The sequence below is a fragment of the Kribbella sp. CA-245084 genome (genome assembly GCF_050942355.1).
GTDB lineage: Bacteria > Actinomycetota > Actinomycetes > Propionibacteriales > Kribbellaceae > Kribbella.
Genome location: NZ_CP192053.1, coordinates 2,289,186 through 2,315,311, shown reverse-complemented (window position 1 = coordinate 2,315,311; position 26,126 = coordinate 2,289,186). Strand labels below are relative to the sequence as shown.

Sequence of the window (26,126 nt, the reverse complement as noted above, 5' to 3'; positions counted from 1 at the left end):
GGTCTGAGGGCCAGCCCTCTCCCGGTCGGCATTCTCTGCGCAGACAATTGCTCGATATGTTGGACAATCAGGGTATGCCAGTTCGGCTTGTTCTGGTCGCTTCCGGATTCGCGGTCGGATTGTTCACCGAGGCGATCGCGCACGGGGATCCCGGACTGTCTTTCGCGCTGTCGACCAGTTTCGGTACGACGGCTCTGCTCGTCACCGGGTGGGGCCTGATGGGTGCCGGGCTTGCCCTGTCGCTCAAACGGCCGCGGAACCGGGCGGCGCTCGGCCTCTACCTAGCGGGCTGTGCGTGGTTCCTGGCCGAATGGGACAACCCTGGTGCATCGTCGAGCGCAGTCTTCTCGATCGGCCTCGCGTTGTACGCCGTCTGCCCGGCGGCAGTCGCCCACGCCGTACTGATGTACCCGTCCGGGCAGCTCCGCTCCTGGATCAACCGGATCGTCGTCGGACTGGGATACGCAGTCACCGTCGGGATCCAGGGACTCGCCAGCGCGACTGTCTTCGACCCGGGATCACTGGGCTGCTCGGACTGTGCGTCGAATCTGTGGCTCATCGCAGACCGGCCCAGTACGCAGACGGCGATCGACCTACTCGGCGTACGAGCAGGGACTGCCTGGGCAGTCATCGCATTCGTCGCCGTGGCGTGGCGCGTGGTCAGTGCCAGCACAGCCGGCCGACGTGCGATTGCCTTGGTGTCGACGTGCGCCCTCGGCTACTTGGGCCTGATCACCGCCACGTACGCGACGAGTCTGGACCGCGGCTTCCTGGGAACGGGCGATACCGATCGCACTCTCTGGTTGGCGCAGGCGGCCACGCTGTCCGTGCTGGCTGTCGCCGTCCTGGTGGACCTCGTCCGCGCACGGATGATCCACCGTACGTTGACCCGTCTGGTCGTCGATCTCGGACGAGCAGCCTCACCCGGGCGACTGCGGGACGCGATGGCCGACAGCCTCGGTGACCCCGACCTCGTCATCGCCTATCCGATCAACGACGGCAGCCGCTATGTCGACGCCATGGCGCTTGCGGTCCAGCTCCCACCGGACGGCGATCGGCGAACTACGACGCTGCGGTACGCCGGCGCCGAGCTCGCCGTACTCGTGCATCGTCCCGGGCTGTTCGATGGTCCGGGTGCCGTGGGTGATCTGGTGTCCGCAGTACATCTGGGGCTGGAGAACGAGCGGCTGCAGGCCGAGGCGCTCGCGCAGTTGGCCGAGGTTCGTTCGTCCGGTGTGCGGGTGGTTGCCGCAGGCGACGAAGAACGCCGGCGCTTGGAGCGAGATCTTCATGACGGCGCCCAGCAACGCTTGGTCGGGTTGTCGCTCGCGCTGCGGCTTGCCCGGACCCGGCTTCCACCGGGGACCACCGAGTTGGACGCAGCCGAATCGGAGCTTCAGGCAACGATCGCGGACCTTCGGGATCTCGCGCACGGCCTGTCTCCGGTCATGCTCAAGGACGAGGGTCTGCCGGCTGCACTCCGGGCGCTGAGCGAGACCGATGATCTGATCGTCGGTGAGCTGCCGGTGCGGCGACTCCCTGATGTGCTCGAGACGACCGCGTACCTGCTCGTCGCTGAGGTGGCCCGGCAAGGGGCGACGTCGGTGACAGGTGCCGTGGGCAACGACTGGTTCTCGCTGGAGCTCCAGATCCAGGCTGAGCGGTTGGACCTGGGCGAGCTGCCGGACCGGGTACGAGCCGTCGACGGCACGCTGGAGGTCCGCCCAGGGCACGTCGTACTGCGGCTGCCGTTGAGGTCAGAGCGGTAGGCCGTTGTCGTCTGTTGTGAGGACTTGGGGTTTGAACTTGGTGAGGAAGGCGGTGAGTTCGCCGGTGGGTTGTTCGATGATGGTGCCGCCGTCTTGCCAGATTGCGTCGAGGTGTTGGAATTCGCCGGGTGGGTCGCCTTGGTTGTAGTGGATGTCGTGTACGCCGAGGCCCTCGTCGTACGGCGCGCCGTAGACGTAGACGCGGCGCGAGCCGGTGAGTAGTTGCTCGAGCAGGTCCAGGGCGTTGTCCGCCGTGCTCTCGACCCAGTCGGAAGGCGATCCCAGCAGGGCCGAGCGGAGATAGTCGAGTGCGCCGGAGTCCGGCGTGCAGTCGAGCAGGTGCCAACCGTCAGGGAGTGCGGCGGTGGCGGCGAACAGCTCCGCGTCGAGGTAGCGCACCTCGCGATACTCCACAGGTACGCCGCTGGGCGTCGACACGTCCACCGCGCCTTCGTACTCTCCTGCGGGCGCCGCGACGTACATCTTCCCGTGGTACCAGGAGCCGAAGTCGTTCGGATCCTCGCGCGCGAACCGAACCAACCGTCCGGCGAGGACCCCGTAGCTTGAGAGCGGCATGTCTCCTCCGATGTGTCAGGTCTCGGCGAGCAGGGTGTCGATCTTGGTACGCAGCGCGCGCCCACGGCCGGTCAGGCGAAGCTCGTTCGGAGCCGAGGTTGCGAGCAGACAGCGGAAGCGCACGTCGAGGCGCCACAGCAGGGCGACGACCTCGGGCTCGTCCGCGGACGTCGCCGGCCAGGCGATCACCGCGCAGCGGGCATCCGCAGCCAGACGTTGGCCGATCGCGCGGACCGATCCGAGGAGAACCACGAGCGGTACCACGAACAGCAGGACCAGAGCGAACACGACGGCGGTGGCCAGCGCGGATCGCCAGACCCAGTCCGGTTTGGCCGGCCACCACCAAATGAGGCCGACGGCAACGATCGCGTAGCAGGTCCCGTAGATGACGGACCACGTGGCCGCGACGCCGCTCGCGTTGCGGACGGCGCTGATTTTGTACTGCGGGACCCCCGTCGTGCTCTGGTCCGCCCAGCAGCGCAACCACCAGCCGGCGAAGTACCCGACCGCGAGGCCGACCGCTACGAACGCGATCGCGACGAGGACCAGCAAGGCTCGATCGTTCTTCCACTCGACTGCGTGACGGTCGATCCAGAACACCAACTGGGCAAGGCCGTAGGCGCCTGCGGCAACAACCGCGAGCCCGACCACGACCACCACGATCCACGCGATACCGGCGAGCAGCCGCAGTACGAAGCGTGGGAGTGGCAGCAACTCCGACGGCGTCACGCCGAGGTACTTCTTCACCAAGCCGTCCAGCGCGCGGTACAGGGTCGAGACGGGGCTCCGGACCTGCGACGGCAGACTGCCGAGGAACATCAGCGCGAGTGCGAGCGCGACGATCGTGCCTGCCACCGCGAGTGCGTGGTTCCGCCCGGTCTTGTCTCCCGCGACCCAACCGTCCGCCGCGAACGCGATCAGTGGAATCACGGGTGTCAGCAGTACGACGCTGTGCAGCAGCGTGCCCGTACGCGCGGCGGCGTACCCGAAGGCGGTCAGCAGCGCGCCGACGCCGATCGCAGTGGCAGGCCCGGCTGCCCATCCCCCGATGACGCCGAACAGGGATAGGGCTAGCAAGAGAGCGCCCGACGCGAGTGCGAACTGCGCCAGGAAGCGGGCGATGGTTCCTCCGCCCGCCAGACCGATGACAGTCCAGTAGGGCATCATCATGCCGCCGCGCAGGGCTCGCGTGATCGGCTTGATCGCCGAGAGGCCGGATCGGTTGCTGTCGGCGACGGTTACCGCGACGCTCGCGGCAGTGGCCGCCGTACGGATCAACTGGTCGCTGCGGGCTTCTTCGTCGAGCGGCTCGCGACCGATGCCGGCACGGTCGAAGGCACGGAGCGCCTCGCGACCGAGGTCGACCTCGGCCGGCGTCAAGCGGGTGTCCTCTGCCGGGGTGGGCGTTGTCTTGACCCGGTCGAGCAGCAGCTTGTTCTGGATGAGGAACAGTTCGCCTTTCGAGTCCGGGTTCGCGCGGTCGACGCGGTCGGCCGTCACGGCGGATTCGATGGACGGGAGCTCTTCGACGATCGCGCGCAGGTGCACGGCCCAGGCGGCCAGCGCTGACAGGTTCGGCAGGCTGGCGGGCAGGTCTTGCTGTTGGACGTCGTACACCGGGATCAGCTCGATCGCTGCCCTGGTCGCGAGGTCTTCCAGGAACTCGGGGCAGGGGCCGTCGAAGAGCTCGGCCACCATGGTGTCTACGAACTCGTGCGGCTGTTCCGGGTGCGCGCCTTGGCTGCGCTGGATCGCGCGCCGACGCAGGCGTTCTGGCGACAGGATGGTTTGGCAGAGCGTGGTTGCGGCGTCCATGCGGCCCCAGGCCCAGTCGTTCATCCGCCACGAGCGTTTGAGGAAGCCGCCGAAACGGTTCAGCGACATCCCGCCGACCTTGTCGTCGGCCGTGATCGACTGGGTGGCGAAGTCGTTCCTGGCTTGCAGCGAGAGCTGCACCAGCTCGACCGGTTGACTACTCGCTGCCCCGGACTCATCAGCAAGCGTCCAGGACACTACGTGCAGCCAGAGCATGCGCGCGAGCACCCGAGTCTGCGCGTCCGGTCCGTCGTACGACGACATGGACGGGTCCGCGAACACGGTCTGCCAAGGCGACAACCCAGCCGTCTTAGCGATGCCCTCAGCAACATTCCCCAACACCCCCAAACTCCCCGCCACCGCGTCCACAACCAGCTCCACGGCCCCCTCCGCCTCCACACCAAGAACCCCCGCCGGGCTACGCCGCAACCGCGCGAAGGCCCCACGCAACTCAACAACGCGAGCCGGAACCTCGGCCTGCTGGCCTGAGGTCCCCGGGGGAGCTTCCCCGGCGCCGCCGTCGGCGCCGGGGGTGGCCTCAGGCCCACTGCCGTGAGCATCGGGTGCAGCGCCGGGGGCAGGTCCGGGGCGGGGGCGCCAGCCTCTGAGTCTTGCGCGGAGCTCGGCTTGTCGGCGCTCGAATGGTGTGCGGCGATCGGGTTGGGCTCGTGGTGGCTGCTCTTCGACGTGTTCGGTTTGTAGGACTGCTTGCTCGGCGGCCTCTACCCGGCTCTCGTCGTTGAGCATCGATCGGGCGTAGTGCGCCAGGCGGAGGGTCCAGTACTCGGTGCCGGGGCGGAGTGTGCTCAGCACCCGGTCCTCCATCCACGGTTTGTCGATGCGGTCGCGGACGCCGCGCAGGTCGGTTCGGGCTTTGCTCACCTGCTCGCGTGCGCCGGCAAGCTCCCGACGCGTCGACGCATCGGACGTCACACTGATCAGCCGGTACATCAGGTCCATCGCGGCATCCGCGAGATCGAGCCCCGCCGTGATCCCCCACCGCCAATAGGTTTCCCGCTCGTCCGCCTCCGTCGGCAGGTACTGCGGCACGTACGGCAGCGACCGAACGTCCGGCACAGCCCACTCCCGCTGGGCCGTCTCCACCGCCTTGCCGATCCGCCGCAACGACCAGTCCACCGGCGCCTCGACCCGCGCAGCAAGATCGCGCGCCGCCCGCCGGATCCGCTGGTTGCGGTACTGCTCGAACACACACTTCGCCAGCCGCCGCAGCTCGTCCGGCGTACTGACGCTGCCCATGATGTCGAGCCGAGTCCCACGCCGCGCGGTCGCGGCCTCGTTGTGCTTGACGACCTCGTTGACGAACGTCCGGTTGCCCTGACTCAACAACGCACCCAGTACGCCGGTCAGCGCGCCCGTCACCGTGGGCGGCTCCTCGACGCGGTCGGGCGGATCCGGGCGATTCGTCGGAGCATGCGGATACACGAGCAGCATCACCCGCTGCACCAACCCACTCGCCGGCATCGCGGCGACCGCATCGAGCGCGGGCTTCGTCGGGGTGTTGGCCAGCAGGCCGCCATCCATCGCGTACCGGGACCTGTCCGGCGGCAGCGCCTCCCTCGGACCCGCCGTTCTCCAGGACACGTAGTCGCCAAGGTCCGGCCGGCGGCTCGGATCGGCCAGGTCATACGGCTGTTCGTACGCCGTGCCGACCGCCGCGCCCGGAGCACTGCGCGCCGGGACAAAACACGGCTCGAACGCGACCGGGAATCCCGCCGTACAACGAGCCGCCATCGCCAGCGCCGCCGCGAGCTTGTGGTCTTCACCAAGCTCGAAGTCCCCCGCGCCCGCCTCGCCGCGGCGGAACGTGAACGTGCCCTCATGCAACATCTGCGGCAACTGCTGGCCCAACGCATCGACCGTCACGATCCTGGCACCATGCAACAACGTCGTGGTCAGGATGAGCTCGATCGGATGATCGGCCGGCTCGGTCGCCTCCCACCCGGCGCACAGTTGCTTCATCGCCTCGTACAGCTTGGGCAAGAAGTACTCGTCACCCCGCAGCAACGACGCCGGCGATCCCTTGAACGGCCGCTGCAGCAGAGCTTCCATCCGCCCCTGCTCCGACCACAGATCCCGCATCAGGCCGACGTCGGCGTGCTTGTTCACCTGGCCGAGCGCGAGCGCCGCGCCGTTGATCCCGCCGGCCGACGTACCGGCGATGACGTCGGCCCGCGCCTTGACGTCGAGCAGCCCGAGCAATCGCCCGTACGGCCCCTTGCCGTGGGTCAGGCGGTCGATCTCGCGTACAACGCCGCCCATCCAGACCGCGAGGCTGACGCCACCGTTCATCACGACGGCGAACCGGATCTCCTCCGGTGCCTCGTTCTCTTGCACCATGACTTCCCCCCACCGGTCCCCGCGCCCACCCCTGGATCGCTCACCGGCCCCTGCCGGGATGGTACGCCCCGGCGCCTCCGGCACAGTAGAGCACAGAAGAAAATAGAATTAGAGAAAGAAAAGAGGGTTATTCAGAAGCTCTGAAGAGAAAGTACAAGAAAGAAACGGAAAGACGAAAGATAGAGTGGCAGTTGGGTGCACGGCTGGGTCCGGCGGTCCAGTGTCAGTCGGCAGGTGCCATCCGGCCGTCCGGCGACCGAAATCTCCGACTTCCCCTGAACTCAGGGCGCGTTGGGTTTGGCCCCTCAGATCTGCAACTCGTCAGGAGGTGTAATGGTGTCGGGCTCGGTCTCAGGCGTACCCGAGGGCCCGGGGCCCGCCGTTAGAGGCACACGTCCTGTCCAGATGCAGACCAACCAGCCGGATCGCACAGACCTGGCAGATGCCCGACCGGCGCTGGTTCGCCGAGTCGTGGAGAAGGGCCCTAAGCCGGTACGCCGAGTCGTGGACAGTGGCTGCAAAATATCGCCAGAACCCACGACTCGACGAACCCGACACCGGATCCGGCTGGTGTCGGGGCAGGCTTGGTCTTCAAGCTCTTCCCGGCATCCCACCGCGCCTCCACCACGCGGACTCACCCAGCACTTCTGAATAGCCCTCAAAGAAAGATTTAGAGTAGTGGCGAGCTTCGATGGGCCGCCGGAGGATTGTCTACACGGCGTCGGCCCCTCCCTGGTGTGCACAGTCAAACTTGCGGCTGACCACCAAATCTATCCACTACCTCAGATCTCTTTTCTTTCTTTCCTCTTCTTTGCTCTTTCTTTAGTGTCTGGTGGCTGTCGCGGATTCGTCTCGAGGTTTCGGTGCGTGACGGCGTGGCGATGATGGGACTGCGGATCGGCTCGACGAGAGGGATGGTGCCCGGATGACTTGGTCGTTCGACGACGATCGTGAGCAGCACATCGAGACGGGGAGTCGGCCGGCCCGGGTGCTGGCCTACGCCCAGGCAGCGCAGACGCTCGTGAGTCTCGGCGTACCGGTCGTGGGCTACTTCGGCTCGCAGCATCACGCGGACAGCGGCGCGACGGTCGGGCTGGACCTGCCGTACGTCGGTGGCGGTGACGCCGTCGACGAGGATCTAGTCAAGTCCCTCGATCCCGATCTCGTGGTGAGCGTTACGTACGGCGGCGAGGTGTACGGCCTCTCGGAAGGCGTTGCCGCCAAGGTCGCCGAGCTCGCGCCGATCCTCGCGATCGGCATCGCCGGGGACCGGACGCTCGACTCCGTCATCCAGCGCTTCCATGAACTGGCCGGGGCGCTCGGGGCCGACGTACAGGATCCCGCCACGGACCTGGCATCGGCGCCGACCGAGCTGCGGGTGGTCGCCATGTCCGGCGGCACCGACACCGACGCGTACGTGGCGAACCCTGCGTACTGGCCAAGCCTTCGCATGCTCGCCGACGCCGGAGTGCAGTTCACCCCGACCACCACCGCGGGCGGCTGGGAGGTCGTCAAGTGGGACGAGCTCGCGGCCAAGCACCCCGCCGACATCGTCCTGTACGACCAGCGCCCGAACTCGCTCGGCGCAGATCGTCTGGCCACGATCCCGGGCTGGTCCGAGGTGCCCGGCGTACGCGCGGGCAACGTGCTGCCGTGGAACCCGGAGCCGCCGCTGACCTACGGAGCGGCAGCGTCCTTCATCAACGGCCTCGCGCAGCGTTGAGCATCTCGTCGCGAGGCACGACCTTCACCCGCTCGCGACCCTGGGCCTGACCCAGCGCGATCTCGTGGGCATCGAGCCGGGCCCAGCCGGCCACATCGACGACGGGCCCGGGGAGATGCTCGAGGATCGCGGCCGGGTCGCTGATCTCCGGCGCCGGCAACTGGTCGAGGTCCTGCAGCAGACTGGCGATCGTCTCCGCGGCATCCGACTTCGTGTGACCGATGAGACCGACCGGCCCGCGCTTGATCCAGCCGGTCACATACAGCCCCGGCAGCGGTACGCCGTCCAGGTCGAGCACCCGGCCGCGGTCGTTGGCGATCACGCCGGCGTGGTGGTCGAACGGGATCTCCGGCAGGTGCGAGGAGAGATAGCCGACCGCGCGGTACACGGCCTGAACGGGAGTATCGACGTACTCGCCCGTGCCCTTGACCGTGCCGTCGCCTTGGAGCTGCATCCGCTCGGTGCGTAGACCTTCGACCCGGTCGGTGCCGAGGATCTCGATCGGCGACTGGCACAGGTGGATGTGGATCCGGTGCGGCGCGCCCGTCGGTTCGGCGTCGAGATGCTTGAGCAGCGTGTCGACGACGAGCCGGGTGCTCTTGCTCGAGCTGATCGCGGCCTGGCTCGCGTCGTCAATCTCGAAGCCCTCGGGATGCACGATCACGTCGACCGACGGTGAGTGGGACAGCTCCCGCAACTCCATCGGCGTGAACTTGATCTGCGCCGGACCGCGCCGCGCGAAGACGTGGACGTCGGTCGCTTGATTGAGCTTGAGGCCCTGGTAGACGTTGTCCGCGATCTCGGTACTCAGCTGCTCGTCGGCCGGCTTGGCGAGCATCCGGGCGATGTCGAGCGCGACGTTGCCCGCACCGATGACCGCGACCTCGCGAGCATCCAGCGGCCAATCACGCGGTACGTCGGGATGCCCGGCGTACCAGCTGACGAAGTCCGCGGCGCCGTGGCTGCCCGGCAGCTCGACCCCCGGGATGTCGAGCGATCGGTCCGCCATCGCGCCGGTGGCAAAGATGACGGCGTCGTAGTGCCGGCGCAGATCGTCGAGCTTCAGATCGGTGCCGTAGGCAACGTTTCCGACAAACCGGATCCGATCGCGGTTCACGACCCTGTGCAGCGCCTTGATGATCTCCTTGATCCGGGGATGGTCCGGCGCAACGCCGTACCGCACCAGTCCGAACGGCGCCGGCAGCCGCTCGATGAGATCGACCAGCACCCGGGGATGCTCCTGGGCGAGAATGTCAGCGGCATAGATTCCAGCCGGGCCGGCACCGACCACGGCGACCCGAGGGTCCGTCACGATTCACTCCATAAGTTAGGTAAGCCTAACCTAGTCAAAATGACGGATTTTGACATACTTTGAGACTCACTTCACAAGGCGATGACCGACGGCTAGCCTCCGAGGTGGAGAAACCCTGACTTCTCCGCGTACGCCGAAGGAACCGTTCGATGGCCAGCTTGGCGAGTTACACGACCCTGTACGTGACCGCGGTCGGGCTGAATGGCGACCCCGACCTCAAGCACATCGCTGCCGTGCGGTGGGACCCCGGCAGCCTCGACCCGGAGGAGTCGTCGCTCGCCGACTTCGTCCAGTGGCTCGACCGAGGCGCCGGCCGCGCCTTCGTCCGCCGCAGCGACGGCACCCGAGGCCCCCGCGTCCGGGTGAACTCCGACGGCATCACCCGCTACCTCCGAAGTAACCCCGACGACCGGTCGAACCAGGACGAACTACTGCTCCTCCCCACCTGGCAACTCCACCGGTCAAGAAAACACTCCCGCCGCGTGTGAGGGGTGACCAGCGATACCAGTGGTCTGATTTGTAGACCACTGGTATCCCTGGTTCTGCCGTAGGGTCTTTGCTAGGAACTCACCTGCAAAGGAGCCTGATGAGCAGCCACCAGGGAACGGCAGGGCGGTCGGCGGACGGGAGTGCGGGGGACGCGGATTACGGGCGGATCGGTGGCGGCTACACGTCGTACCGGCAGCCTGAGCCGCAGATCGAGGCGGCTATTCGGGACGCGCTCGGCGACGTACGGACCGTCCTCAACGTCGGCGCCGGGGCGGGGTCGTACGAGCCGCGTGATCTCGAGGTGACCGCGGTCGAGCCGTCGGCGCAGATGCGTGCGCAGCGACCGGCCGACCGGGTCGAGGCGGTCGACGCGACGGCGGAGGACCTGCCCTTCGACGACAACACTTTCGATGCCGCGATGGCGACGTTCACCGTGCACCAGTGGCCCGATCTGAGCGCCGGCCTGGCCGAGGTACGCCGGGTCACCCGCGGCCCCGTCGTCGTACTGACCTGCGATCCGACGCTCCTGCAGAAGTTCTGGCTGTACGAGTACGCGCCCGAAGCCATCGACGTCGAGGCCGGCCGCTACCCACCCGTCGACACGATCGTGTCCGCCCTCGGCGGCGGCATGGTCATGTCGCTGCCCATCCCCCTCCTCTGCACCGACGGCTTCGGCGAGGCGTACTACGGCCGCCCCGAACGCCTACTCGATCCCGGCGCCCGCAAAGCCAACTCCGCCTGGAGCTTCGTACCCCCGGAAGTCCACACCCGCTTCGAATCCCACCTGACCCAAGACCTGGCCAACGGCACCTGGGACACCAACCACGGCACCCTCCGCAACCAATCCCACTTCGACGGCTCCCTCGTCCTGATCGTGTCGACCTGAGAAATCCCGGAAAGTGCGTGAGGTCCGGCGGCTGTTCCATGATGAAGGGGTATGACATCGCTGTCGTGGGACGAACTGCTGCCGGGTCTCCGGGGCCGGCTGGTCGGGCGTGCCCGGCGGCTCGGGGTTGACGCCGAGGCTGCCGAGGATCTCGCCCAGCAGGCGCTGTACGAAGCGTGGCGGCTGCGGAGCCGAATCTACGATCCGGCCGGTGTCGACCGTTGGGTGTTCGTCATCCTCGGCAACCTGTGCAAGCGATGGCTGAGTGCACATGAGCATCTGGCGTTGGTCGAGGACGAGGCGACCGAGAGCAGCGTCGACATCGAGGCCGAGCTCGAACGCCGGGAGCTGGTCGAGCTGCTCGATCGCGCTCTCGGCGAGCTGCCCGATGAAACGCGTGAGGCGCTGGTGCGCAGGTTCGTCGAGGAGACGCCGATCGCCGAGCTGGCCGGTCGGCTCGGGCTGAGCGAAGGCGCGGTCCAAATGCGGTTGCAGCGCGGCAAGCTGGCACTGCGGAAGATTCTGACCACGACGTACCAGGACGACGCGATCGCGCACGGACTGATCGCCGAGGACGACGGAGGCTGGCAACAGACTCCGATCTGGTGCCCGGGCTGCGGGTCGAGCAGGTGGCTGGGGAGATTCACCGGGCCGGAGCGCCGGCTCGACCTTCGCTGCGCGCACTGCCAGGCATGGCATTACGGGGTCGACGAAACGGTGCAGGTCACGCGCGCGTACGGCGTCACCGGATTCCGCGGCCTGTATCGAAGGACGGCAGCCAACGCCTACGAGCTGTGGACTGACGTCTTCGAACATCTCGCCGAGCATCAGCACACAGTGTCGTTCGAGCGCGGGCGATCGCCAGTCGGGACGCACACGCGACGAGTGGACTGCCCGCAACGCGGGTTCCTGATGAGCTCGAGCCTTGAGGCACAGGCTCTCTTCTCGCCCGAAGGTATGCAGTTCTGGAAAGACCATCCCAGGATCCGCCGCAGCGGGTACGTCGAGATCGAGGTCGACGGCGTCCCGGCGGTGCACACGACGTACGAGAGCATGACGTCGCACGCGCGCTTCGACGCGGTGCTGACCTGCGACGAGTGGCGCCTTGTCCGCGCCGATCGCTCGTGACCAGGGACTTTCCTGCACTCCGCGGTATCGCCGGCGTGATCCGGTTGGTGGTAAGGCTCGGGCCGGTGCGGTCAGGAGTGGCGGGTACGGCGGTGTTGGTCGCCGCGGTTGTGCCGGTGCTGATCGCCGTCTGCACCGGGATGCTGATCGGGTCGATCCCGGCGGCTGCTGAGGGCGGGTTCAGCTCCGGGTCCGGCCGACGTACGTTGACGCTGCTCGGCGTGGTCGCCGGGCTGATCCTGCTGCAACGGATCGTGCAGCCGCTGCTGCGTCTGCTGATGACCGGTCTGGGGCGCGACCTCGATCGCCATCTGCAGGAAGTCGTGATGGCCGCTGTGGCGAGGCCGCCGGGCATCGGTCATCTGGACGACCCGTCAGTACAGGCAGATATCCGCATCGCCCGCGGACTCGGCCTGGAGTCGAGCAGGCCGAGTCGGGCCGTGGAGGCGTTGCCCGAGGTCTTGGCGCCGTCGCTGCAGGCCCTTGGCGCGGCCGCAGTACTGTCCGCTTTCCATTGGTGGCTCGGGGTGGCATGGCTGCTTGCGTGGCCGGTGTTGTTCTACCTGATGCAGCGCGAGTACGTGCGGGTCGGGCAGCTTGGCTACGGCCAGAGTCAGGCGCTGCGTCGCGCGGAGTACCTGCGTGATCTTGCCTTTGCCCCGGGGACGGCGAAGGAACTGCGGCTGTGGGGAATGCTCGACTGGCTCATCGACCGGTTCGATTCCACGTGGCAGGCCTCGATGATTCCGGTCTGGCGGGTACGTCGGCCGCGACTGCTCCTGGTGTCCGTGATCACCACGACGATTGTTCTGCTGAACCTCGGCTCGTACGGGCTGCTCGCCTTCGCCGGCGCGCGTGGCGATATCGCTCTGGGTGCTCTCGCGGTCTATCTGCAGGCGCTGTCGACGGCCAACGGGTACCCGGCCTTCAGTGACGCCAATGCTCACCTTGCCTTTGCCGCGGTCTCGGTACCTAAGGTGTTGGAGCTCGACGGGCGATTGATCGCCGACGGCTCATCGGGAAAGGATGCGCACGCTCCACGGGGCGAGATCTGTTTCTCCGGCGTCGGGTTCCGCTATCCGGGCACCCAGCGGAATGCCCTTGGCCCGATAGATCTCACGATCGCGGCCGGACAGTCGCTGGCGATCGTCGGGGACAACGGCAGCGGCAAGACGACTCTGGTCAAGCTGCTGTGCCGCCTCTACGAGCCAACCGCGGGCAGCATCACCGTCGACGGCCAGCCGCTGGACGGACTCGATCCGGCGGCCTGGCGGTCGAAGGTGGCGGTGCTGTTCCAGGACTTCACCCGCTATCACCTGTCGGTTCGCGACAACGTCGCGCTCGGTGCGTCCGATGCCGACGAGCTGATGCTGCGTGCGGCGGTCAAGGCCGGCGCTATCGAGCTGGTGGAGTCGCTCCCCCACGGGTGGGACACGATTCTGTCCCGCGAGTACGAGGGTGGCGTCGACCTCTCGGGCGGACAGTGGCAACGGATCGCGCTCGCCCGGGCGCTGTACGCCGTCGAGACCGGTGCCCAGGTGCTGATCCTGGACGAGCCGACCGCGGCCCTCGACGTACGGGCAGAGGCTGACCTGTACCAGCGGTTCCTCGAGCTCACTGCCGGGCTGACAACGGTGGTGATCTCGCACCGGTTCTCGACCGTACGGCGGGCCGAGCGGATCGTCGTACTGGCGGACGGCGGCATCGTCGAGGACGGCAGTCACGACGAATTGCTCGCCACGGACGGCCGGTATGCGTACATGTTCCGGCTGCAGGCGGAACGGTTCGCGGATGCGTAGGACGTGGCGGGCCGTCCGGGTCGCCCTCGGGTTCGGGTTCAGTGCCGCGCCGCGGGCGGCGATCTGGCAGTTGATCACTGGCGTCGTTTTCGAGCTGAGCGGACCGGTCGGTGCGTACGGCGCGAAGGTGCTCGTGGATGCGGCGATCGACGGTGATCTGCAAACCGGTCTGCTCGCGGCCGGGCTGCTGGCGGTTGCCGTAGGCACCTTCATCGTGGCGCTGTTCTTCTATGTGGACTGCGTGTTCTCGGTGATCGAACGAGCGCAGGCGCTCGCCGACAAGCGGCTGATGGAGTTGCTTGGTACGGCGGATCTCGCGCAGCGGGAGCAGCCGGAGTACCTGGACGAGGTGCAGCGGGTCCGCGAGGAACGCGACGGCCTGGGGAGCATGGTCAACGCGGTTGCCGGTCTGCTCCGCGCGGCCGCCGTACTAGTTGTCACCTCGGTGTTGCTGGCTCGGGTGGATCCGATTCTGCTGATTCTCGTCGCGGTTGCGCTCGTGTCATTGGTGATCAGCCGGCGCGCGAGAGATCTCCGGGTCGCCGCGCAGGAGGCCACGAGCGAACCGGAGCGGCTGCGGCGCCATCTCTTCGACGTGGCGACGAGCGCGAACTCGGGCAAGGAACTGCGGATCTTCGGCCTCGGCGCGGAGCTTCGGGCGCGTCATCACCGCGTGTCGGATCGGATCATCGGCGTACACAAGACCGCGGATCGCAAGGCCGCCGTACTGGAGTCGTTCGACGCGCTGGTCTCTGCTGCAGCGTTTGTGGGCGCGATTGTGCTGATCATCTGGCATGCGGTTCGCGGCACTGCGACGCCTGGTGATGTGGTTCTGGTGATCGGACTTGCCGGGTCTGTGGGCGGTGCTGTCGTCAACGGCGTCGCCTATCTCGGCCAGTTCTTCTGGGTACTTCGGGTCGCGACCCGGCTGGTCGCATTGCAGGACCGAACCCGAATTGTCGACCAACCGACAATCGAAACTGCCGCCGCTTTGTCGCGGGGCATTCAGCTCGAGAACGTGTCGTTTGCCTATCCGGGCAGCGATCGGCTGGTGATCGACAACGTTTCGCTGCAGTTGCCGGCTGGTTCGGTCGTCGCGTTGGTCGGTGAAAACGGTGCCGGAAAGACCAGCCTGGTCAAGCTTCTCAGCGGCTTCTATCGGCCTGACAGCGGAACGATCAGCGTCGATGGGATCGACCTGGCTGACATCCCAGCGTGGTGGCAACGAGTCAGCGGTACGTACCAGGACTACGCGACTTTCGAGTTCCTCGCCCGCGAGACCGTCGGCGTCGCCGACCTCAGCCGGATCACCGATGAGAACGTGCTGGCGGCGCTGGAGCGAGCCGGCGCCACCGACGTACCCACGATCCTTCCTCGCGGGTTGGACACCCAACTGGGTTCGGTCTGGGACGACGGCGTCGATCTCTCCGGCGGACAGTGGCAGAAACTCGCGCTAGCTCGCGGGCTGATGCGCGACCATCCCTCACTGATCATCTTCGACGAGCCGACCGCAGCACTCGATCCACCCACCGAACATGCACTCTTCGAGCAGATCGCCGGGCAAGCGAAGCGCGCGGGAACCGTAACCCTGCTCATCTCCCACCGCTTCTCCACCGTCACGATGGCCGACCTGATCGTCGTACTGTCCAACGGCAAAATCCTCGAAACCGGCACCCACCAACAACTGATCAAATCCAACGGAACCTACGCCGCCCTCTACCACCTACAAGCCACCGCCTACCGCTGACCAAACCCCTTGTGTAGGTAGAGATCGCGCAGGAGAGAGATTTCGGCGCCGTGGTGGATTAGTTCTACGTTTGAGTAGAGGAAGAGTTTGGCTACGGGGGCTTGGGCGAAGGCTGGGGGTTCGCCTTGGGGTTGGGTGAGGCCGGCGGTGCCTAGGTTGCGGACGCCGGTCAGCCAGTGGTTGTACTGGTCGTCGAGTTGGTTGAGGGCTTCCTGGGCGGTGCCGGGGTACTCGTAGGTTGAGATGGTGGTGGGTGGGCGGCCGAAGCGTTTGCCGTTGGTGGAGGCGTAGCTGCCGATCAGGTGGGCGAGGCGCCAGGCGATGGTGGTGACGGGTTCCGGGTCGTGGGGCGGCTCGGCGTAGTCCATGGTGAACTCGCCTGCGCCGAACGAGATCGGCGCGGAGCTTTCGCCTCGGCGGCTGAGCGTCCAGCAGTTGGGTACCGGCTGCCAGAAGTACTCGTCGTCGTTCAGGCCTTCGAGGCGTGGGCGGAGTCGCTCCTGCCAGTGCGTGTCGATTTGGTCGACGACCTCGGCGTTCCAGTCAATGGCCATCCCAGGACAGTACGGTGTGAGCGGAGGTGGGTGTACATGGGGTTTTCTGTGCGGGCGTTAGACACAGATAGCTGGGCGGCGTTTGCTGAGTTGGTTGAGGCTAACAACGGGGTGTGGGGTGGGTGCTGGTGTATGGGGTTTCATGTGAAGCTCGGGAAGGGCCGGACTGCGCAGCAGAATCGTGAGGAGAAGGAAGCGCGGGTTCATAGCGGGGACACGCATGCGGCACTCGTGTTCGAGGGTGAGAAATGTTTGGGGTGGTGCCAGTTCGGGTCGCCTGAAGAGTTGCCGGAAGTGAAGAGTCGTCGGCTGTACGAGAAGGGCCTGACAACGCTGCCCGACTGGCGGATCACCTGCTTCTTCACTGGCAAGGGATTGCGCGGCCGCGGCGTCGCAGATGCTGCACTCGGCGGCGCGCTGGCGCAGATCGCGCAGTACGGCGGAGGCGTGGTCGAGGGCTACCCCGAGGAGACCGACGACCGCAAAGTGTCCGGCTCATTCCTGCACACCGGCCCGATGTCCGCCTTCGAGAACCACGGTTTCACACGCACGAGGCCGATCTCGCCGCACCGCTGGGTCGTCACCCGCACCGTGTGATCAGGTCGACGGCGGCTGGATCCCGTAGTCGTGGATCTTGCGGTAGATGGTGGCGCGGGACATGCCGAGCGACTTCGCGGCGTGACCCTTGTGGCCGTCGTTCGCGATCAGGCTGCGAATGATCGCGTCGCGTTCGAGCGCTTCCAGCTGGCTGAGGCTGCGGCGGCTGATCGCCTGCGCGCGAGCCGGCAGGTCCGCGGGCGTGATCACTCCGGTACGACGACGCCGTACGACGACCTGCTTGAGCATCTGGCACAGCTCGGCGGTGTTGCCGGGCCACGCGGAGCGCATCAGTTGCTGCATGGCGTCCGGCCCGCACGTCAGCTCGCCGTGGCTCAACTGGTTGAGGAAGTACGGAACCAGCTCGCGAACATCCTCGATGTGGTGCCGCAGCGGTGGCACCTCGACGGTCAGCGGGAAGAGCGACAGCAGCTCACCAAGGTCAGGTGTGTCGGCGTCGTCGGACGTGAGGGTAAGCGCGATCCACGGCGGATCGGCCGGCCGGCGTTCGAGTACGTCGTACAGCGCCGCGATCGTCGCATCGACACCGCTCGCGTCCAGGCGCTCGACGTGCCGGATCACCAACGCCTGCACCGAATCGTCGGCCAGCTCGGACTCCAGCTCGGCGACGAAGCCGTCGCCCACCCGAGCAGCGTCGACAACGTGGAACAAGCCGGCCGGGTTGTTCTGATGATGCGCGGCGCGCGCCAACATGACCTTGCCGGTCCCCCGCTCGCCGCTCAGCACGACCCATTGGCCGGCCCGGCACGCGTTATCCACTTCACGGCTACTGCCCAACCACGGCGCGCTACGCCCCACCAGCCCAGGAAGAACAGGACGCGGCGGCGGGCGATGCCCGGTGGCCGGCGTACGAACGCCGACGCCTGGCGAGTGCGGGCTGACCTGAATGATTCCGCCGCCGCCACGACCGCCGGAAGAGACCGGGCGGCACATGATCCGGACCCAGGAACCGGTCGGCAGCTCGGCCACGATCGCCTCGGTCGTACCGCGGGCCAGCATCTCGCCCGCATAGCCGATCACGGCTCGCTGGTCCGACGCATCAAGCGACAGACCGGCCTTCGCGTTCATCAGCAGCAGGTCGTCGTCGACCGCGATCACCATGTCGCCGAGCCGGCGTGAACTCTGCAGATACGCCTGCAGCAGCGAGAGCTCCCGCGCGGAGCTGTCCTTGAGCAGCGCGGCCCGGATGTTCTCCGCCGTCGTCTTGGCGAGCGCCATCAGCAGCGACCCGGCGTCCTTGCGCCAGCAGGTCAGATCGATCGCGCCGATCGTCTTGCCGTTGACCGGATGCTTGATCGGTACGCCGGCACACGCGAGATCCTCGAGATCCTCGGCGTAGTGCTCGTGACCGAACACGTGCATCGGCCCGCCGCCCTCGAGCGCGGTGCCGATGCCGTTCGTGCCGGCGAACTCCTCGGCGTAGCTGAATCCCGGCGCCAGGAAAACCTTGTCCAGGTACCGGGCCAGGTTGGTGTCGGCGGTCAGCCGCTCCAGGACCATGCCGGTCCGGTCGGTGAGGATCACGCTGATCGGCTGGCCGTCGAGGTTCTGGTGCAGTTGCCGCAGTACGGGCGCGGCGCTGCGGGTCAACGGGATGTCGAGGTCCGGATCGGCGACGTACGGCAGCGTGATCCGGTCGGCCGGCAGATTCCACCGCCGCGACCGTACCCAGGAGGCAAGGATCGGCGGCCGGACATCCTGCGGCTTGACCGGATCGAGGGTGAGGAAGTTCAACCGGGCCGTAGCTGCCCGCCGGTTGTCCTCTGTTGAGGGGGCGAGTTCGTCCACGGGGCCTCCCACCAGGTCATGTCCCGTTACCCCGAGCGTAGTCCAGCCGGACACAAGTGGCGTCTCAGAATGAGACAACCGCCAGGCCTCTGCGGGCATGCGATGGAGATCAAACGACTGGAGGTTCCATGGACAACGATGTCTCGCCCCAGCAGGAGTCCTACAACCCGTGGACCGTCGTACATCTGGTCTTCGAACACCTCGCCGACGCCGGTCTGCATCCCGTTCTCGGAGCCACCGGCCACCCCGGCGAACCGGCCGCCGAACTCCTGCGCTGCCTGGGTATCCAGCCCGATCCGCAGGGTGATCACAGGCTCGTGGAGCAGAAGCAGGAGCAGCTCGCAGAGCTTCGCGAGGCCTTCTTCGGCGAGTCCTGAACCCTTCTCAATTTGAGACCTCACCCCGCTCGTGGCGGCGATGTACTTCAAGCACACAGCCGGCCACATGAGCGGGAGGAAAGCCATGAGTCGCCAAAGCGTGGCGAAGGCCCACCAGAAGATCCAGGAGTTGTCATGGGAACCGGCGTACCACGAGCCGGTCTCCCAGTACGGGACGGACTACACGTTCCGTAAGGCACAGAAGAAAGACCCCCTGAAGCAGGTGCTGCGGTCGTACTTCCCGATGCAGGAAGAGAAGGACCACCGGGTGTACGGCGCCTCGGACGGCGCGATCCGCGGCAACATGTTCCGCCAGGTCCAGGAACGCTGGCTGGAATGGCAGAAGCTGTTCCTGAGCATCATCCCGCTGCCGGAGATCTCGGCCGCGCGGGCAATGCCGCTGCTGTTCCGGACCGTGCCGAACCCCGAGCTGCACAACGGGCAGGCCATCCAGATGATCGACGAGGTCAGGCACTCGACCATCCAGCAGAACCTCAAGCGCCTGTACATGAACAACTACATCGACCCAGCGGGCTTCAACTCGAGCCTGCGGAACTTCCAGAGCGACTACTGCGGCACCATCGGCCGCCAGTTCGCCGAGGGGTTCATCACCGGTGACGCGATCACCGCGGCCAGCATCTACCTGACGATCGTGGCCGAGACCGCCTTCACCAACACGCTGTTCGTCGCGATGCCGGCCGAGGCCGCCGCGAACGGCGACTACCTGCTGCCGACGGTGTTCCACTCGGTCCAGTCCGACGAGTCCCGGCACATCAGCAACGGGTACGCGACGCTGCTGATGGCGCTCGCCGACGAGGACAACCACCAACTGCTCGCCCGCGACCTGCGGTATGCCTGGTGGAACAACCACCGCGTCGTCGACGCCGCGATCGGCACCTTCATCGAGTACGGCACCAAGGACCGCCGCAAGGACCGCGAGTCCTACGCGGAGATGTGGCGCCGCTGGATCTACGACGACTACTACCGCAGCTACCTGGTGCCGCTGGAGAAGTACGGACTCGAGATCCCGCACGACCTGATCGAGGAGTCCTGGAACCAGATCTGGAACAAGGGCTACGTGCACGAGGTCGCCCAGTTCTTCGCCACCGGCTGGCTCGCCAACTACTGGCGGATCGACCCGATGACGGACAAGGACTTCGAGTGGTTCGAGTACAAGTACCCGGGCTGGTACGACAAGTACGGCGCCTGGTGGGAGAACTACAACCGGCTCGCCACGCCGAACGGGCACAAGCCGATCGTCTTCGAGGACGTCGACTACGAGTACCCGCACCGTTGCTGGACGTGCATGGTGCCGTGTCTGGTCCGTGAGGACATGGTGATGGCCAAGGTCGACGGCCAGTGGCGGACGTACTGCCACGAGATGTGCAAGTGGACCGACGAGACCGCCTTCCGGCCGACGTACCAGGGCCGGCAGACGCCGAACATGGGCAAGCTGATCGGCCACCGCGAGTGGGAGACGCTGTACCACGGCTGGAACTGGGCCGACGTCGTCTCCGACATGGGCTTCGTCCGCGACGACGGCAAGACCATGGTCGCGCAGCCGCACCTCGACCTGAACCCGGACAAGATGTGGACCCTCGATCACCTGCGCAAGTGCCCGCCGCTGGCGAGCCCGAACGTACTGCTGAACGAGATGTCCGACGACGAGCGGACCGCGTTCGCGGCGCGCTACGTCAAGGGCGGCCCGGCCGGACGACCCGCTCCTGCTGACGCCTGATTCAGATGGGCGACAAGCACGTCGTGAGGTTCGAACCCGTCGGCATCGAGATCGAGGTCGACGAGGACCAGACGATCCTGCGCGCAGCGGCCGAGCAGGGCGTGATGCTCATGCACGGCTGCAAGGAGGGCCAGTGCGCGTCCTGCAAGTCGTTCGTCCTCGAGGGTGAGGACATCGACCTGGACCGCTACAGCACCTTCGCGCTTCCGGAGTACGAACTGGACGAGGGGTACACGCTGCTGTGCCGGGCGCATCCCTTCGAGGACCTCACGATCGAGCTGCTCAACTACGACGAGGACATGATCCGCTCGGGTCTGCCGATCCAGGAACGGACGGCGGAGGTCGTCGCGATCACTCCGGTGACGCACGACCTCCGGCACCTGGTGCTGAAGCTGTCCGAGCCCGGCGAGCTGAAGTTCTTTCCCGGACAGTACGTCGACATCTCGGTACCGGACACCGAGGCCACGCGCTCCTTCTCGATGGCGAACATATCGAGCCGGGAGAGCGGTCAGCTCGAGTTCGTGATCAAGGTGTACCCGGGCGGGATGTTCTCGGAGTTCCTGGACCAGCGGCTCCGGGTCGGTGACCGGTTGGACCTGACCGGGCCGTTCGGGGTGTTCACCCTCCGGGACAACCCGGACGCCCGGCTGGTCTTTCTCGGTGGCGGGGCCGGGATGGCGCCGATCCTGGCCCTGCTGCGATCGATGGCCGAACGCGGCATCGACCGGCCGACGACGTTCTACTACGGATCCCGGACGCAGCTGGATCTGTGTTTCGAGGAGGAGTTGCGCGAGCTGGAGCAGCGGCTGCCGCGGTTCCGGTACGTGCCGGCGCTGTCGGCTGCGTCGTCTGAGGACGGAGAGTGGGACGGCGAGAGCGGACTGATCACCGACGTGGTCCGCCGGCTCGAGCCGGACCTGACCGGAGCCGACGCGTACGTGTGCGGTCCGCCGCCGATGGTCGAGGCGGCGATCCCGCTGCTCGAACGGATCGGGGTCGCGACGAAACACATCTACTACGACAAGTTCACCACGACCGGCGACGCCGGTGACTCGGAAGTGCTGGAGGCAGGAAGCCGATGACCACCACACAGGACTCACCAAAGATGGAACGCAGTGTCCCCAAGCCGGTCTTCACCGATGCGGAGGCGGGCGCGCGCGAGTTCCCGGACTCGAACTCGCGACGGTACAACTACTACACGCCGCAGAAGCGCAAGCAGAGCCACTACGAGGACGTCACGGTCGACGTACAGCCCGACCCGCGGCACTACCTCAGCCAGGGCTGGCTGTACGGCTTCTCCGACGGACGCGGCGGCTACCCGCTGGACTGGACCGTGCTGAAGGCGTGGGGCTCGGACAAGCCCAGCCCGCAGCGTGGACCGGGCACCGGCGGAATGTTCGTGAAGGAATGGCCGGCTACCGGCTGGCACGAGTTCCGCGACCCGAACGAGGAGTGGGAGCTCACCCTCTACCGGTACAACTCGAACGTGGTCCGCCAGGTCACCCAGAACGTCGAGGCGGCCAAGGCCTCCAAGGCGTTCGAGCAGTGGAACACGAACTGGGTCCGCTTCGTCGAGCAGCACGTCGGCGCCTGGATGCACGTCGACCACGGCCTCGGTCTGTACCTGTACGCGAACGCGAACCGGCGCGCGCCGACGAACATGCACAACAACGCGATCTCGGTGAACAGCATGCACCGGATCCGCGCGGCGCAGGACCTCGCGCTCTACAACCTCACGCTGTCCGAAGAGGTCGAAAGCTTCGACGGCAGTGCGCACCTGGAGACCTGGAACAACGACCCGGCCTGGCAGGGCGTGCGTGAGGTGGCCGAGCAGCTGACCGCGATCGACGACTGGTGCGAGGCGATCTTCGCCGCGAATGTGGTCTTCGAGCCGCTCGTCGGCGAACTGTTCCGCAGCCAACTGGTGCAGCAGGCGGCCCCGCGCAACGGCGACTTCGTCACGCCGACGGTGGTCGGCGCAGCGGAGTACGACTTCGCCGAGCGCGATCTGCGCTACACGACGGCGATGTTCGAGCTGCTCACCAACGACAAGGAGTTCGCGGATCACAACAAGTCGATCCTGCAGGACTGGGCGTCGAAGTGGACCGCGCTGTCGCTGTCCGCGGCCCGCACGCTGCAGCCGCTCTGGTCGCAGCCGGACGCGAAACCGCCACGGTTCGAGGACGGCCTCGACCGGGTCAAGAGCCGGTTCGGCGGCATCCTCGGCACGCTGAGCCTCGACGCACCGAAGGAGCTGGGACTGTGACCACGCTGAGGACAGTTGCCGAGAGCCCGTTCAAGTCCGACAGCACGGCGTCCAACAAGTGCGGCGTCACGCTGATGAACAACCAGGTCGGCGCGGTCGTCGCGGAAGTGATGAAGGCGTACGACAACGTCACCGTCACGCCGCTGCCGTCGATGATCCGGGTCGACGCGGTCGGCCGGATGGACTTCGTCTACGACGACATCTCCGAGGCCCTCGGCGAGGAGCCCGGGTACTTCGACCAGGCCGAGTTCGAGGAGAACATGTCGACCCACTACGGGCGGATGGTCCACCTCGACGACCGGACGATCATGTTCGCCAACCCCGAGGACGCCGCCGAGTACATCGGCTTCGACCTGACCGCATCCAGCTGACACAAGGGGGTCTTCCGTGTACGAGAAGAATGGTGAGAAGTACTTCGTGGTCGACAGCCACATGCACATGTGGAAGGCCGGCCCCGACAACTGGGTGAAGGGTGCGGAGCAGTACGCGAAGGGCTGGATCGAGTGCTTCCACGCGTACCAGAGCCTCGGCCCGAAGGAGACCCACTGGACGATCGAGAAGTTCATGAGCTACACCGAGGACGACCTGATGAAGGACGTCTTCGAGGACGGCTACGTGGACGTCGCGGTGTTCCAGCCGACGTACCTGAAGGAGTGGTACACAGAGGGTTTCAACACCACCGAGCAGAACGCCAACCTCGGCGAGAAGCACCCGGGGATGTTCGTTCTGAACACCCGCTTCGACCCGCGCGACGGTGATGCCGGCCTGGTGGAGCTGGCGGCGAACGTCGAGCGGTACGGCTCGCGGGGCGTCAAGCTCTACACGGCCGAGTGGAACGCCGGCTCCCGCGGTTACAAGCTGACCGACCCGGCGGCCTACACCTACCTCGCGAAAGCGCAGGAGCTCGGGATCAAGAACATCCATGTCCACAAGGGCCCCACGATCTGGCCGCTGGACAAGGACGCGTTCGACGTCTCCGATGTCGACCACGCCGCGACCGACTTCCCCGAGCTCAACTTCATCGTCGAGCACGTCGGTCTGCCGCGGATCGAGGACTTCTGCTTCATGGCCACCCAGGAACCCAACGTGTACGCCGGTCTGTCGGTCGTCATCGGCGGTCTGATGCACGCGCGGCCGCAGTTCTTCGCCAAGGTGATGGGCGAGCTGCTGTTCTGGGTCGGCGAGGACAAGATGACGTTCGGCAGCGACTACGGCATCTGGGAGCCGAAGTGGCAGATCGAGGGCTTCGTGGACTGGGAGTTCCCCGACCAGCCGGAGTTCGCGGACTACCCGCGGCTCGGGGTGGAGGGGAAGAAGAAGATCCTCGGGCTGAACGCGGCCAAGCTCTACGACATCAAGGTGCCGGACGAGCTGCAACTGAAGGAGGAGACACCCGCCGCACAGGACGACTCGAAGCTGGTTGCGTCGTAATGACGGCAGTCTTCACGGAGAAGGACCGGGTCCTGGACGCACTGAGTGCGGTCCGGGACCCGGAGCTGGACGAGCCGATCACGACGCTGGGATTCGTCTCGACCTGCGTCGTGTCGGCCGCCGGTGACGCGGTCGTGCGGTTACGGCTGCCGACGTACTTCTGTGCGCCGAACTTCGCGTTCCTGATGGTCGCCGACGCGTACGACGTGGTGTCGGCGCTACCCGCCCTGCGGTCGGTCGACGTCGCGCTGGAGGATCATTTCGCCGCGGCCCAGATCAATGCGGGGGTGGCGGCGCGAGCGGGGTTCGTCGCCTCGTTCGACGGCGAGGCGGCGGCGGAGCTCGACGAGTTACGCCGTACGTTCGTCGCCAAGGCGGTGCTGGCCGGGACCGATCAGGTCTGCCGGCCTTTTGTTGCTTCTGGCACCGATCCGGCGGACGTCGCGCGGCTGACGATCGCCGACGTACCGCCGTCGGCCGAGCTCGACCGGCTGCTGCGTCGCCGGGCCGAACTCGGGCTGCCGACCGGACCGGACGCACCGCTGCTCATCGACGTCGCGACCGGCGAAGCCATCGCCGCGCCCGCGGCGGCGAGACACCTCGGGCTGGCCCGGCTGACCCGGACCGGCATCGAGGCCAACACCGGTATCTGCAGGGGAATGCTGAGGCACCGGTACACCGAATCCGGTGCGGGCGAGGAGGAGCAGGGATGAAGGCCGTTCGACTGCACGGGTACCACCAGCAACCAGTGGTCGAGGACGTACCGGAACCGGTCGTCAAGGGCCCGCTGGACGTCATCGTCAAGATCGGCGGCGCCGGCGTGTGCCGTACCGATCTGCACATCATCGAGGGACAGTGGGACGCGGCGATGCATCCGTCGCTCCCGTACACGATCGGCCACGAGAACGCCGGCTGGGTGCACGAGGTCGGCTCGGCCGTCACCAACGTGCAGGTCGGCGACACCGTCATCCTGCACCCGACCCCGACGTGCGGTCTGTGCCATGCGTGTCGGGCCGGGGACGACATGCACTGCGAGAACAGCTCGTTCCCGGGTCTGGACAGCGACGGGGGGATGGCGGAGTACCTCCTCACCTCCGCCCGCGCCTGCGTGAAACTCGACCCGAGCACGCGACCACAGGATGTCGCGGCGCTCGCCGACGCCGGCATCACGGCGTACCACGCGGTCCGGAAGGCGCTGCCACTGTTGCCTCCCGGCACGACGGCCGTGGTGATCGGCGCGGGCGGCCTGGGGCACATCGGCGTACAGTGCCTGGCCGCGTTGACGGCGGCGCGGATCATCGTCGTCGACCGCAACCCGGACGCGCTCAAGCTGGCCGAGCAGCTCGGCGCCGACCAGACGGTCGTTGCTGATGGCAAGCAGGTGGAGAAAGTGCTGGAGCTGACCGACGGCGCCGGCGCACACGTCGTCCTGGACTTCGTCGCCGAGCAGGGCGCGGAGCAGGACGGCTTCGCGATGACCGGCCGGGGCGGTTCGTACTTCGTGATCGGGTACGGCGGCCAGGTGCAGATCCCGACGCTCGACATCATCTCGACCGAGCGGAACATCGTCGGCAACATCGTCGGCACGTTCAACGAGCTGGCCGAGCTGATGGCGCTCGCACAGGCCGGCAAGGTCACGCTGCACACCCGGACCTATCCCCTCGACGCGGCCGTTGACGCGGTCGCCGATCTCGACGCCGGCCGGGTCCGCGGCCGCGCGATCCTCGTTCCGTAACAAGACCATTCCGGCCC

General features: G+C 66.8%; 21 protein-coding genes. 16 read left to right on the top strand and 5 right to left on the bottom strand.

Annotated features, from left to right (window positions below):
• Positions 1 to 74: 74 nt before the first annotated feature.
• A complete protein-coding gene (locus ACQPYH_RS11325; RefSeq protein WP_432889824.1) occupies positions 75 to 1,769 on the top strand; it encodes a sensor histidine kinase in 1,695 nt (564 codons plus the stop codon).
• Here ACQPYH_RS11325 and ACQPYH_RS11320 read toward each other — a convergent pair.
• Both ACQPYH_RS11320 and ACQPYH_RS11315 read right to left on the bottom strand, forming a co-directional pair.
• Positions 1,758 to 2,345, bottom strand: coding sequence for a DUF2278 family protein (locus ACQPYH_RS11320; protein WP_432889822.1), 588 nt, complete (start codon positions 2,343 to 2,345; stop codon positions 1,758 to 1,760). The two genes, ACQPYH_RS11325 and ACQPYH_RS11320, sit on opposite strands and share 12 nt — an antisense overlap.
• A 15-nt stretch (positions 2,346 to 2,360) precedes the next feature.
• Entirely contained in the window at positions 2,361 to 6,518 is a 4,158-nt protein-coding gene (locus ACQPYH_RS11315) for a patatin-like protein (protein WP_432889820.1), read from the bottom strand.
• A 925-nt stretch (positions 6,519 to 7,443) separates the two neighbouring features.
• Between ACQPYH_RS11315 and ACQPYH_RS11310 the strand changes: the two genes are divergently transcribed.
• Positions 7,444 to 8,241 (top strand): ABC transporter substrate-binding protein, encoded by a 798-nt coding sequence (locus ACQPYH_RS11310; RefSeq protein WP_432889818.1) that lies wholly within the window; start codon positions 7,444 to 7,446, stop codon positions 8,239 to 8,241.
• On the opposite strand, the gene ACQPYH_RS11305 is transcribed toward ACQPYH_RS11310, so the two are convergent.
• Positions 8,219 to 9,553 (bottom strand): FAD-dependent oxidoreductase, encoded by a 1,335-nt coding sequence (locus ACQPYH_RS11305; RefSeq protein WP_432889816.1) that lies wholly within the window; start codon positions 9,551 to 9,553, stop codon positions 8,219 to 8,221. The genes ACQPYH_RS11310 and ACQPYH_RS11305 overlap by 23 nt on opposite strands.
• 149 nt (positions 9,554 to 9,702) lie before the next feature.
• Between ACQPYH_RS11305 and ACQPYH_RS11300 the strand changes: the two genes are divergently transcribed.
• The 5 genes from ACQPYH_RS11300 (at position 9,703) to ACQPYH_RS11280 (ending at position 15,602) form a co-directional block, all read left to right on the top strand.
• Entirely contained in the window at positions 9,703 to 10,041 is a 339-nt protein-coding gene (locus tag ACQPYH_RS11300) for a hypothetical protein (protein ID WP_130445114.1), read from the top strand.
• Positions 10,042 to 10,139: 98 nt separating this feature from the next.
• Positions 10,140 to 10,928, top strand: a complete 789-nt coding sequence (locus tag ACQPYH_RS11295; protein WP_432889814.1) for a class I SAM-dependent methyltransferase — start codon at positions 10,140 to 10,142, stop codon at positions 10,926 to 10,928.
• Positions 10,929 to 10,979: 51 nt separating this feature from the next.
• Positions 10,980 to 12,056 (top strand): RNA polymerase sigma factor, encoded by a 1,077-nt coding sequence (locus ACQPYH_RS11290; protein WP_432889812.1) that lies wholly within the window; start codon positions 10,980 to 10,982, stop codon positions 12,054 to 12,056.
• A gap of 65 nt (positions 12,057 to 12,121) precedes the next feature.
• Positions 12,122 to 13,855 carry an ABC transporter ATP-binding protein gene (locus tag ACQPYH_RS11285; protein ID WP_432889810.1) on the top strand — a complete coding sequence of 578 codons (1,734 nt, stop codon included), beginning with the start codon at positions 12,122 to 12,124 and terminating at the stop codon, positions 13,853 to 13,855.
• Positions 13,848 to 15,602 carry an ABC transporter ATP-binding protein gene (locus tag ACQPYH_RS11280; protein ID WP_432889808.1) on the top strand — a complete coding sequence of 585 codons (1,755 nt, stop codon included), beginning with the start codon at positions 13,848 to 13,850 and terminating at the stop codon, positions 15,600 to 15,602. Before ACQPYH_RS11285 ends, ACQPYH_RS11280 begins: the two co-directional genes overlap by 8 nt.
• Here the strand turns inward: ACQPYH_RS11280 and ACQPYH_RS11275 are convergent.
• Positions 15,593 to 16,156 carry a DinB family protein gene (locus tag ACQPYH_RS11275; protein WP_432889806.1) on the bottom strand — a complete coding sequence of 188 codons (564 nt, stop codon included), beginning with the start codon at positions 16,154 to 16,156 and terminating at the stop codon, positions 15,593 to 15,595. The genes ACQPYH_RS11280 and ACQPYH_RS11275 overlap by 10 nt on opposite strands.
• 132 nt (positions 16,157 to 16,288) lie before the next feature.
• Here ACQPYH_RS11275 and ACQPYH_RS11270 point away from each other — a divergent pair, with 132 nt between their 5' ends.
• A complete protein-coding gene (locus tag ACQPYH_RS11270; RefSeq protein ID WP_432889804.1) occupies positions 16,289 to 16,753 on the top strand; it encodes a GNAT family N-acetyltransferase in 465 nt (154 codons plus the stop codon).
• On the opposite strand, the gene ACQPYH_RS11265 is transcribed toward ACQPYH_RS11270, so the two are convergent.
• Entirely contained in the window at positions 16,754 to 18,562 is a 1,809-nt protein-coding gene (locus tag ACQPYH_RS11265) for a sigma-54-dependent Fis family transcriptional regulator (protein WP_432889802.1), read from the bottom strand.
• A 128-nt stretch (positions 18,563 to 18,690) separates the two neighbouring features.
• Between ACQPYH_RS11265 and ACQPYH_RS11260 the strand changes: the two genes are divergently transcribed.
• The 8 genes from ACQPYH_RS11260 to ACQPYH_RS11225 all read left to right on the top strand — a co-directional run bounded on the left by ACQPYH_RS11260 (position 18,691) and on the right by ACQPYH_RS11225 (position 26,109).
• Entirely contained in the window at positions 18,691 to 18,939 is a 249-nt protein-coding gene (locus ACQPYH_RS11260; protein ID WP_363873024.1) for a hypothetical protein, read from the top strand.
• 85 nt (positions 18,940 to 19,024) lie between these two features.
• Positions 19,025 to 20,677: a hypothetical protein gene (locus tag ACQPYH_RS11255; RefSeq protein ID WP_432889799.1), complete on the top strand. Its 1,653-nt coding sequence runs from the start codon at positions 19,025 to 19,027 to the stop codon at positions 20,675 to 20,677.
• A 23-nt stretch (positions 20,678 to 20,700) separates the two neighbouring features.
• Positions 20,701 to 21,759, top strand: coding sequence for an FAD-binding oxidoreductase (locus ACQPYH_RS11250; protein ID WP_432889797.1), 1,059 nt, complete (start codon positions 20,701 to 20,703; stop codon positions 21,757 to 21,759).
• A 23-nt stretch (positions 21,760 to 21,782) separates the two neighbouring features.
• On the top strand, positions 21,783 to 22,943 hold the full coding sequence (locus ACQPYH_RS11245) for a hypothetical protein (RefSeq protein ID WP_432889795.1): 1,161 nt from the start codon (positions 21,783 to 21,785) through the stop codon (positions 22,941 to 22,943).
• Complete coding sequence (gene mimD / locus ACQPYH_RS11240; protein WP_432889793.1) at positions 22,940 to 23,314, top strand: propane 2-monooxygenase effector subunit MimD; 375 nt, start codon at positions 22,940 to 22,942, stop codon at positions 23,312 to 23,314. Before ACQPYH_RS11245 ends, mimD begins: the two co-directional genes overlap by 4 nt.
• A 16-nt stretch (positions 23,315 to 23,330) precedes the next feature.
• A complete protein-coding gene (locus tag ACQPYH_RS11235) occupies positions 23,331 to 24,374 on the top strand; it encodes an amidohydrolase family protein (RefSeq protein WP_432889791.1) in 1,044 nt (347 codons plus the stop codon).
• Positions 24,374 to 25,087, top strand: a complete 714-nt coding sequence (locus ACQPYH_RS11230; RefSeq protein ID WP_432889789.1) for an iron-sulfur cluster assembly protein — start codon at positions 24,374 to 24,376, stop codon at positions 25,085 to 25,087. Before ACQPYH_RS11235 ends, ACQPYH_RS11230 begins: the two co-directional genes overlap by 1 nt.
• Complete coding sequence (locus tag ACQPYH_RS11225) at positions 25,084 to 26,109, top strand: NAD(P)-dependent alcohol dehydrogenase (RefSeq protein ID WP_432889787.1); 1,026 nt, start codon at positions 25,084 to 25,086, stop codon at positions 26,107 to 26,109. Before ACQPYH_RS11230 ends, ACQPYH_RS11225 begins: the two co-directional genes overlap by 4 nt.
• The last annotated feature ends 17 nt before the right edge of the window (positions 26,110 to 26,126 follow it).

Excerpts from the sequence above, each read along its gene's own strand:
- ACQPYH_RS11325 (WP_432889824.1), top strand. The coding sequence starts at position 75 with ATGCCAGTTCGGCTTGTTCTGGTCGCTTCCGGATTCGCGGTCGGATTG.
- ACQPYH_RS11320 (WP_432889822.1), bottom strand. The coding sequence starts at position 2,345 with ATGCCGCTCTCAAGCTACGGGGTCCTCGCCGGACGGTTGGTTCGGTTC.
- ACQPYH_RS11315 (WP_432889820.1), bottom strand. The coding sequence starts at position 6,518 with ATGGTGCAAGAGAACGAGGCACCGGAGGAGATCCGGTTCGCCGTCGTG.
- ACQPYH_RS11310 (WP_432889818.1), top strand. The coding sequence starts at position 7,444 with ATGACTTGGTCGTTCGACGACGATCGTGAGCAGCACATCGAGACGGGG.
- ACQPYH_RS11300 (WP_130445114.1), top strand. The coding sequence starts at position 9,703 with ATGGCCAGCTTGGCGAGTTACACGACCCTGTACGTGACCGCGGTCGGG.
- ACQPYH_RS11295 (WP_432889814.1), top strand. The coding sequence starts at position 10,140 with ATGAGCAGCCACCAGGGAACGGCAGGGCGGTCGGCGGACGGGAGTGCG.
- ACQPYH_RS11290 (WP_432889812.1), top strand. The coding sequence starts at position 10,980 with ATGACATCGCTGTCGTGGGACGAACTGCTGCCGGGTCTCCGGGGCCGG.
- ACQPYH_RS11280 (WP_432889808.1), top strand. The coding sequence starts at position 13,848 with ATGCGTAGGACGTGGCGGGCCGTCCGGGTCGCCCTCGGGTTCGGGTTC.
- ACQPYH_RS11275 (WP_432889806.1), bottom strand. The coding sequence starts at position 16,156 with ATGGCCATTGACTGGAACGCCGAGGTCGTCGACCAAATCGACACGCAC.
- ACQPYH_RS11270 (WP_432889804.1), top strand. The coding sequence starts at position 16,289 with ATGGGGTTTCATGTGAAGCTCGGGAAGGGCCGGACTGCGCAGCAGAAT.
- ACQPYH_RS11260 (WP_363873024.1), top strand. The coding sequence starts at position 18,691 with ATGGACAACGATGTCTCGCCCCAGCAGGAGTCCTACAACCCGTGGACC.
- ACQPYH_RS11255 (WP_432889799.1), top strand. The coding sequence starts at position 19,025 with ATGAGTCGCCAAAGCGTGGCGAAGGCCCACCAGAAGATCCAGGAGTTG.
- ACQPYH_RS11245 (WP_432889795.1), top strand. The coding sequence starts at position 21,783 with ATGGAACGCAGTGTCCCCAAGCCGGTCTTCACCGATGCGGAGGCGGGC.
- ACQPYH_RS11230 (WP_432889789.1), top strand. The coding sequence starts at position 24,374 with ATGACGGCAGTCTTCACGGAGAAGGACCGGGTCCTGGACGCACTGAGT.
- ACQPYH_RS11225 (WP_432889787.1), top strand. The coding sequence starts at position 25,084 with ATGAAGGCCGTTCGACTGCACGGGTACCACCAGCAACCAGTGGTCGAG.